Origin of the sequence: Oerskovia merdavium, assembly GCF_014836755.1 — a bacterium.
Taxonomy (GTDB): domain Bacteria; phylum Actinomycetota; class Actinomycetes; order Actinomycetales; family Cellulomonadaceae; genus Oerskovia; species Oerskovia merdavium.
In genome coordinates, this window is the sequence record NZ_JACSQF010000001.1 from 25,237 (window position 1) to 32,814 (window position 7,578).

A 7,578-nucleotide genomic window follows, 5' to 3' on the forward strand; every position below is an offset into this window, starting at 1 on the left:
ACGCCGGAAGGGCGCCCTCCCCGGTGGGAGGACGCCCTTCCGGCGCCTGCTTCCTGCTGCTACTCCTTGGTCGAGAACGCCGCGTCGAACGCCGCGTCGGGAGCCTCGAACGCGTACTGCTTGACGAACGCGAGGGCCTCGGGCGCACCCACGAGGCGGTCCATGCCCGCGTCCTCCCACTCGACCGAGATCGGACCGTCGTACCCGATGCTGTTGAGCATCCGGAAGCTGTCCTCCCACGGGACGTCCCCGTGACCCGTCGAGATGAAGTCCCAGCCACGGCGCGGGTCGGCCCAGGCCAGGTGCGAGCCCAGACGGCCGTTGCGGCCGTTGTGCATGCGCTTCTTGGTGTCCTTGCAGTCCACGTGGTAGATCCGGTCCTGGAAGTCCCACAGGAACCCGACCGGGTCCAGGTCCTGCCACACCATGTGGCTCGGGTCCCAGTTCAGCCCGAACGCCTCGCGGTGGCCGATCGCCTCGAGCGTGCGGACCGTCGTCCAGTAGTCGTACGCGATCTCGCTCGGGTGGACCTCGTGCGCGAAACGGACCCCGACCTCGTCGAACACGTCGAGGATCGGGTTCCAGCGGTCCGCGAAGTCCTGGTAGCCCGCGTCGATCATGTCCTGCGACGCCGGCGGGAACATCGCCACGTACTTCCAGATCGAGGACCCCGTGAAGCCGACGACCGTCTTGACGCCCAGCCTGGCCGCCAGGCGCGCCGTGTTCTTCATCTCCTCGGCCGCGCGCTGACGCACGCCCTCGGGGGCGCCGTCGCCCCACACGCGGTCCGAGAGGATGTCGCGGTGACGCTGGTCGATCGGGTCGTCGCACACCGCCTGGCCCTTGAGGTGGTTCGAGATGGCGTAGACCTTGAGCCCGTGCGCCTCGAGCAGCGCGAGCTTGCCCGCGACGTACTCGTCGTCGTCCCAGCGCCAGGGATCCAGGTGGTCGCCCCAGCAGGCGATCTCCAGGCCGTCGTAGCCCCAGCCGGACGCGAGGCGTACGACCTCCTCGAAAGGCAGGTCGGCCCACTGGCCGGTGAAGAGGGTGATCGGTCGTGCCATGTCGGTGTCTCCTTCGTTCCGTCGTGCTGCGGGTGCGCCCGTGTGCGGCGTGCACCCGGGTGGGCTGTGGTGCGGCGCGCGGTGGTCACCGCCGCGCCAGGTCTCAGGGGCGCTCGGCGGCCGTGGCCCGACGGCGGAGCACCAGCACGGCTCCGGCGGCAGCGAGCAGCACGACCACGCCGACGACGATCGCGGTCGTCGGGACGCCCGACGCCTCGTCCTCGCTCGCGGCAGCGGACGACGCGGCCTCGTCGCCCTGTGCGGCGACCTCGCCGTCGGCGCCGTCCTCCGCGGGCGCGGGCGGGGCCGACGGGGGGACCACGTCGATCTGCGTCGTCGCGGTCGTCGCCACGGGCGTCGTGGTCGTCGCGGTCACGGTCCAGTTGCCCTCGCTCAGGACGTCGGGGGCCGACGTGTACCAGCCGACGCCCTCGGAGGCCGAGGAGAGCTGGATCGGACCGACCTCGGTGCCCTCCGCGGAGACCGCGGTCACCATGACGTCGACGATCTCCTCGACGGGGTGCCCGTCGGTCTTGTACGTCACGTTGACCGACACGCCCCCGGCACCGTCACCGCCGATCGACAGGATGATCTCCCCGCCGTGGGCGCTCGCCGGCGCCGCGCCAAGCACCGAGGCGAGCAGCAGGACGGCCCCTGCCAGGACCGCACGCAGCGCGTGCGAGAAGGGGCGGGGGCGCGGGGTACGCGTCCGGTCCGGACCGGAGCTCCGGTTCGCCTGCTGAGTCATGTCGCTCATCACCTCGTCGTGAAGGAAAGGGGTCGTGCGTCGGGCTGCGCGGCCCGGCGGGCCGCGCGGTGGTGCTGGTCCTGCTGGTCCTGCTGGTCCTGCTGGTCGTACGGTAGGTGGCTCCCGGCACCAGCCGGAGCACCGGGTTCCGGTGCCGGGAGCCGGCACGTCCTCGTCGTCGACGGGGAAGTGCCAGACGTGCTGACGAGCCTCGGCCATGGTGCCGACGTCCCGGCCGAAGGGTCGTCGACGCCACACGTCGGGCGAGGCCCCTCCGCCCGCCCGTCCGGGGGGGGGGGGCGGGGGTTCACCGCGGCCCCACCGGTGATCGGTCAGCCGCAGCTCGCAGCGGCGTGGTCGATCGTGTACGTGCTGGTCCTCCCCTCGGCGTCGGTCACCGTGACGGTGACCTGACCGGCCTCGATCGACGCAGCACGGGTCGCGAACGACTGGTGGGCGGACTTGCCCGCCGCCACCCCCGTGAAGGTCTTGGTGCCGTAGGCCGAGCGCACCACGATCGTGACCGGGGCGTCGCCCGTGTTGACCGCGGTGACGCCGAGCGTCACGCGGTTCGCCACGCACTTCGGTGCGGCCGTGACGGTCGCGGGGACCAGCTCACCGGCCGGCACCTCGAGCGAGGAGGCCGTGACGTTCCCGGCCACGTCCGTGGCCCGGTAGGCGAGGGTCGCCGCGGCGTCGCCGACGGCGACCGGCGCCTCGTACGCGACCCAGGTCGTGCCGTCGAGCGAGTACTCGACCGACGCGATCCCCGAGACGTCGTCCGTGGCCGTGATCTCCACGGTGCGGTCCTCGCGCAGCGTCGCCGCTGCGGTCGGTCCGTCGCCGTCGATCTTGACCGCCACGTCGGCGCCCGTCACGTTCTCGGAGCCGGCCGAGGCCCGCACCTTGATCGTGTGCTCACCCGGTGCGTCCACGACCACGGGGGCCGTGTACTCGGCCCACGCGCCGCCGTCGAGCTGGTACTCGCGGTAGACCTGCTGGCCTGCCGCACCGCCCGTGGTGGCGACCGTGACGGTCACCGGACCGGTCCACCAGCCGTTCGCGCCCGACGGCGAGGCCGGGTCGAGCGACCCGCTCACCGTGAGCGGCTCGGCCTGGGGCCCCACGACGCGGAAGTGCTCGAACGTCGCAGTCGCGGAGGCCTGTTGGCCGGCTCCCAGGGCGTACAGACCGATCTTTGCGTCCGCCAGCCCCGGGTTGGTGACCTTCTCCGCCATCTCGGTCCACGTCACGCCGTCGGCGCTGTACGAACCCGTGTAGGTCGTGCCCACCTTGGCCAGGCGCAACCACCACACGCCCTGCGTGAGGTTGTTGACGTTGGGCTGCGGGTTGAGGACGGCGGCACCGGCCTCGCTGCGCATCTCGAGCCCACGGTCGACCGCCGCGCCCGGCTGGTTCTTCGTGATGAAGTCCAGCTTGACGTAGTTGTCGTCGTCGCCGTAGAGGATCAGACCACCCTGCTGGTACTGCTGGTCGAACGTCGAGCCGTCGACCTTGGTCTCGACGGTCCAGTCACCAGCGGGCTGGTCCTGCAGGACGATGTTCGGCACGTCGGTGTTGCCCGTGCCGTAGATGTCCGTCGGGGTCGTGTCGATCTCGAGCTTGCCCCCCGCGACCCGCAGACCCGAAGCGTCCGGACGGACCACGCTGTTCCAGCGGCAGCCGTCGAGCGACGTCCCCTCGAACTCGTCGTCCGGCCCGGCCGCGGTGGCCGTGTCGTCCGGCGTGATGTGGAACCAGTCGAACTTGGCGTCGACCACGGCCGGCACCGAGCCGTCGTTCGCGAACGCCACGAGCCCGATCTTCGGGTTCACGAGGCCGTGCAGCGACTTGGTCTCGGACATCGCCGTGAAGTCCAGGCCGTCGGCCGAGTAGTACGCCCTGAGGTTGGACCCGTCGCTCGTATAGCGCACGTAGAACGTGTCCGGGAAGTCCGTCGTGATGTTCACGTTGGACGCGGCCACCTCGTTGGGTGCGCCGTTCTCCTCGCGGATGAACTGGAAGACGCGCGAGTTCGGGTTCGCCCCGGTCCCGCGGCCCTGGATCACCATCTTGGCGTAGTTGTCGCCGTCGCCCCACAGGAGCAGACCGGCCTGCTGGTACTGGGCACGCGCCGGGAAGGTGACCTTGGTGGTCGCCGTCCACGGGCCCGACGGGAGGTCCTGCAGGACGATGTTGGACACCGGTCCCTCGCCCTGGCCGTAGAAGTCCGCCTTGCTCGCCGGGATCACGAGGTGACCGTCGGTGACCGCGAGCTTCTGGTCGCGACGGATGATCGTGGACCAGCGGTCCTCGTCCACCGCGGTGCCCGTGAAGTCGTCCGAGCGGCCCGAGAAGCACATGACCGGACCGGACTCGTTGACCTTGATGTTCACGTACTTGACCGTGTAGGCGCCGCCGGCGTCGGTCACTCGGACCTGCAGCCGGTAGGTGCCCGCCGCGGTGTACGTGTGCGAGAACTCGGGGCCGCCGTCGACGAACCCGCCGCCCAGCCCGTCGTCCCACGCGTAGACCAGGTCGGACGCCTCGCCGTCGGGGTCGGAACCCGTCGCGGTCGCGGTGACCGTCAGCGGGGCCGAGCCGACCAGGGTGGGCACGTCGAGCTCGACGTCGGGACGGATGTTGTCCGTGACGCCGCGGCCGTCGATGTCCATCCAGTTGACGTTGATGCCGCCCGAGAGCAGGACGAAGTAGAGCGTCCCGCTGCCTTCCGGCACGTTCGTGAGCGGCGTCGAGACGTCGCGGTAGACCTGCCAGTCCCCCGTGTTCGGCACGGTGATCCGGCCGATCTCCGGGCCGTCCGGAGCGTCCCAGCGCAGCGAGACCACGCCGTTCGCGTTGGGCGAGGCGACGCGCAGGCTGATGGCCTCGACGTTCGTCAGGCTCACGGGCTCGTGCGCCCACCAGTCACCGGGCTCGATGTAGCCCAGGTTCTGACCGCCGCCCGCGGAGTCCGAGGTGGTCTCCTTCTGGACGCCGGGGGTGCCGCTGGTCCCGATCGAGGTCTCGCGACCCGTCGAGGTGTAGAACTCCGACTGGACGCGCTTGGGCTGGAGCACCTGGAGAGCGTTGCCCGTCAGGGGCACGCCGGCCTCGCCGCCGTCGTCGGTGTAGGAACCCTCGATGACCCAGAAGATGTTCGACTCGATGCCGTGACCCTCGTCGCGAGCGGTCTGGAGGACCCCCTCGCAGCCGTACAGCTCCTCCATGGGGTGAGCGTGCGAGTCGTGGCCGAGCGAGGTGCGCAGCGCGACCGACGAGCAGTCGACGTCGCCGTCGGGGTCCTCGACCGTGATCCGGTAGCGGACCTGGTCGCCCCACTCGAAGAACCCGCCGTTGTCCGGGAACTCGATCTTCACCGTGGGCGCCTGGTTGCCGACGACCACCGTGACGTTGGCGACGGCGAACTTGCCGTTGCTGTCGGTCGCGGTGAGCTGGGCCGTGTAGGAGCCGTTCGCGGTGTAGGTGTGGGTCGGGTTCGCCTCGGTCGAGGGCGCGGAGCCGTCGCCGAACGTCCACTGGAGCGCGATCGGGTCGCCCGACGGGTGACGCGTGCCCTCCGAGGAGAACTCGACCGTCAGGGGTGCCGCACCGCTCGTCACGTCCGCACGGGCGTGGGCGATCGGCGACGGGTCGCCCTGGACGTAGTTGACCTTGTAGACCGCGCTCGAGTCGTTGTTGCCGCCGAAGCCCGAGCCCCAGTCGATCACGTACAGCGCGCCGTCAGGACCGAAGTCGAAGTCCATGGGGCGGTCGAACCCGTTGGACGGGTCCAGCACGCCCGGCATGATCCGGTTGATGTCGACGATCTGGTCACGCTTCTCGCCGTCGAGCTGGATCGAGAACATCGTGCCGTGGTTCCACTCGCCGAACAGCGCCTTGCCGTCCCAGTACGCGGGCCACTTCACGTCGGAGTCGAGCTCGGGGTCGAACTCGTAGACGGGGCCGCCCATGGGCGCACCGCCGCCACCGATCTCGGGGAACTGCGGGTTGGCCGCGCCGGTGTACCAGATCTCGGCGGCGATGGCGGCCGGGAGCTTCTGGATGCCCGTGTTGTTCGGCGAGTCGTTGGTCGTGCCCGCCGCGCAGTCGAACGACGCACCGGACTGGCCGGTCGCGAAGTTGTAGTCGACGTACGACGTGTTGGCGCCCGTGCAGTACGGCCAGCCGTAGAAGCCCGGCTCGCTCACGACGTTCCACTCGACCGCGCCGCGGGGACCGCGAGCGGGGTCGGCCGAGCCCGAGTCGGGACCGTAGTCGCCGACCAGGACGTTCCCGGAGGCGTTGTCGATACCGATCCGGAACGGGTTGCGGAAGCCCATGGCGTAGATCTCGGGCCGCGTCCTGTCCGTGCCCGGGGCGAACATGTTGCCCTCGGGGATCGAGTACGTGCCGTCGTCCTCGGGTGTGATGCGCAGGACCTTGCCGCGCAGGTCGTTCGAGTTCGCCGAGGAACCCTGGGCGTCGAAGTTCTTGCGGCCGGGACGCTCGTCGGTCGGCGTGAAGCCACCGGACTCGAACGGGTTGGTGTTGTCACCCGTCGCGAGGATCAGGTTGCCGTCCTCGTCGAAGATCATGTCCCCGCCCGCGTGGCAGCACGTGTCGCGCTGCGTGGTCACGGTCAGGAGCTTCTTCTCGCTCGTGGGGTCGAACGTCCTCGACGCGGTGTCGTAGGTGTAGCGCGAGATCCGGTTGTGCGGGCCGTCCGACCCCACGTTCGCGGGCGACCAGTAGGCGTAGAGCCAGCCGTTCGTCGCGAAGTCCGGGTCGAGCACCAGGCCCAGCAGCCCGTCCTCGTTGGCCTGCGTCACGTTGAGGCTCAGCGCCGTCGTCGTGACGTTGGCGTCGTGGTCGATGCGGCGGACGCGACCGTCACGCTCGGCGTAGAACACCGTGCCGTCGAGGGCGACGTCGAGCATCATGGGGTTGCTCGTGTCCTCGTCGAGCGCGACGCGCTCGAAGCTCGCGCTCTGCGTCGCGTTGCAGTCCGAGTCGACGACGCCCGCGGCGGTCTGGATGCCGCCCAGCAGGTGCTCGACGAATCCCGGCTCGGTGTAGCTGGCCTGGGTGTGCCCGCCGCCGGTGTACCAGGAACGGCCGCCCTCGTAGGTCTGGCACCACGCGATCGGATGGTCAGAACCCATCTTCGCGCTGCCCGCGTCGTACGAGGTCTCGTCGAGGCTCGCGAGCACGTGGACCTTGTCTCGCGGGCTCGTGCGGAAGTTGTACCACTCGTCGTGGCGGTCCCAGCGGGACGGCAGGTGAGCGGTCGAGGGGTGGACGCCGTCCTCGACCTTGATCGTGGCGTCCTGGTTCTGCGGGTGCCCCGAGAAGTAGGCGCCCACGAGGCCGCCGTACCAGGACCAGTCGTACTCGGTGTCGGACGCCGCGTGCACGCCGGCGTAGCCGCCGCCGTTCGCGATGTACCGCTCGAACGAGGCCTGCTGGTCGGTGTTGAGCACGTCGCCCGTGGTCGAGAGCCAGATCACGACCTCGTACTGCGCGAGGTTCTCGTCGTTGAAGGCGGCCGCGTCCTCGGTGACGTCGACCGTGAAGCCGTTCTCGGTCCCGAGCTTCTCGATCGCGGCGATGCCGGCCGGGATCGCGTCGTGCCGGAACCCGGCGGTCTTGGAGAAGATCAGCGCGTCGAAGGGGGCCGCGGCGGCCTCCTGGGGCACCACGACGGACGTGGTGGCGGACTGGGCGGCACCGGGGGTGGCGGGGCAAGCCGCCCCCCCCGGGGCC

3 protein-coding genes are annotated in these 7,578 nt (G+C 70.4%); all 3 read right to left on the reverse strand.

All coding sequences use genetic code 11. From position 1 onward, the window contains the following. Positions 1–59: 59 nt before the first annotated feature. The 3 genes from H9641_RS00080 to H9641_RS00090 all read right to left on the reverse strand — a co-directional run bounded on the left by H9641_RS00080 (position 60) and on the right by H9641_RS00090 (position 7,514). The gene (locus H9641_RS00080; protein WP_191799894.1) at positions 60–1,064 is read right to left on the reverse strand and encodes a sugar phosphate isomerase/epimerase family protein; all 1,005 of its coding nucleotides are present in this window, start codon (positions 1,062–1,064) and stop codon (positions 60–62) included. A 103-nt stretch (positions 1,065–1,167) separates the two neighbouring features. Further along, positions 1,168–1,821 (reverse strand): hypothetical protein, encoded by a 654-nt coding sequence (locus H9641_RS00085; protein ID WP_191799896.1) that lies wholly within the window; start codon positions 1,819–1,821, stop codon positions 1,168–1,170. 323 nt (positions 1,822–2,144) lie between these two features. Then, the gene (locus tag H9641_RS00090) at positions 2,145–7,514 is read right to left on the reverse strand and encodes a ThuA domain-containing protein (protein ID WP_318244289.1); all 5,370 of its coding nucleotides are present in this window, start codon (positions 7,512–7,514) and stop codon (positions 2,145–2,147) included. Positions 7,515–7,578: the final 64 nt, after the last annotated feature.

Excerpts from the sequence above, each read along its gene's own strand:
- H9641_RS00080 (WP_191799894.1), bottom strand. The coding sequence starts at position 1,064 with ATGGCACGACCGATCACCCTCTTCACCGGCCAGTGGGCCGACCTGCCT.
- H9641_RS00085 (WP_191799896.1), bottom strand. The coding sequence starts at position 1,821 with ATGAGCGACATGACTCAGCAGGCGAACCGGAGCTCCGGTCCGGACCGG.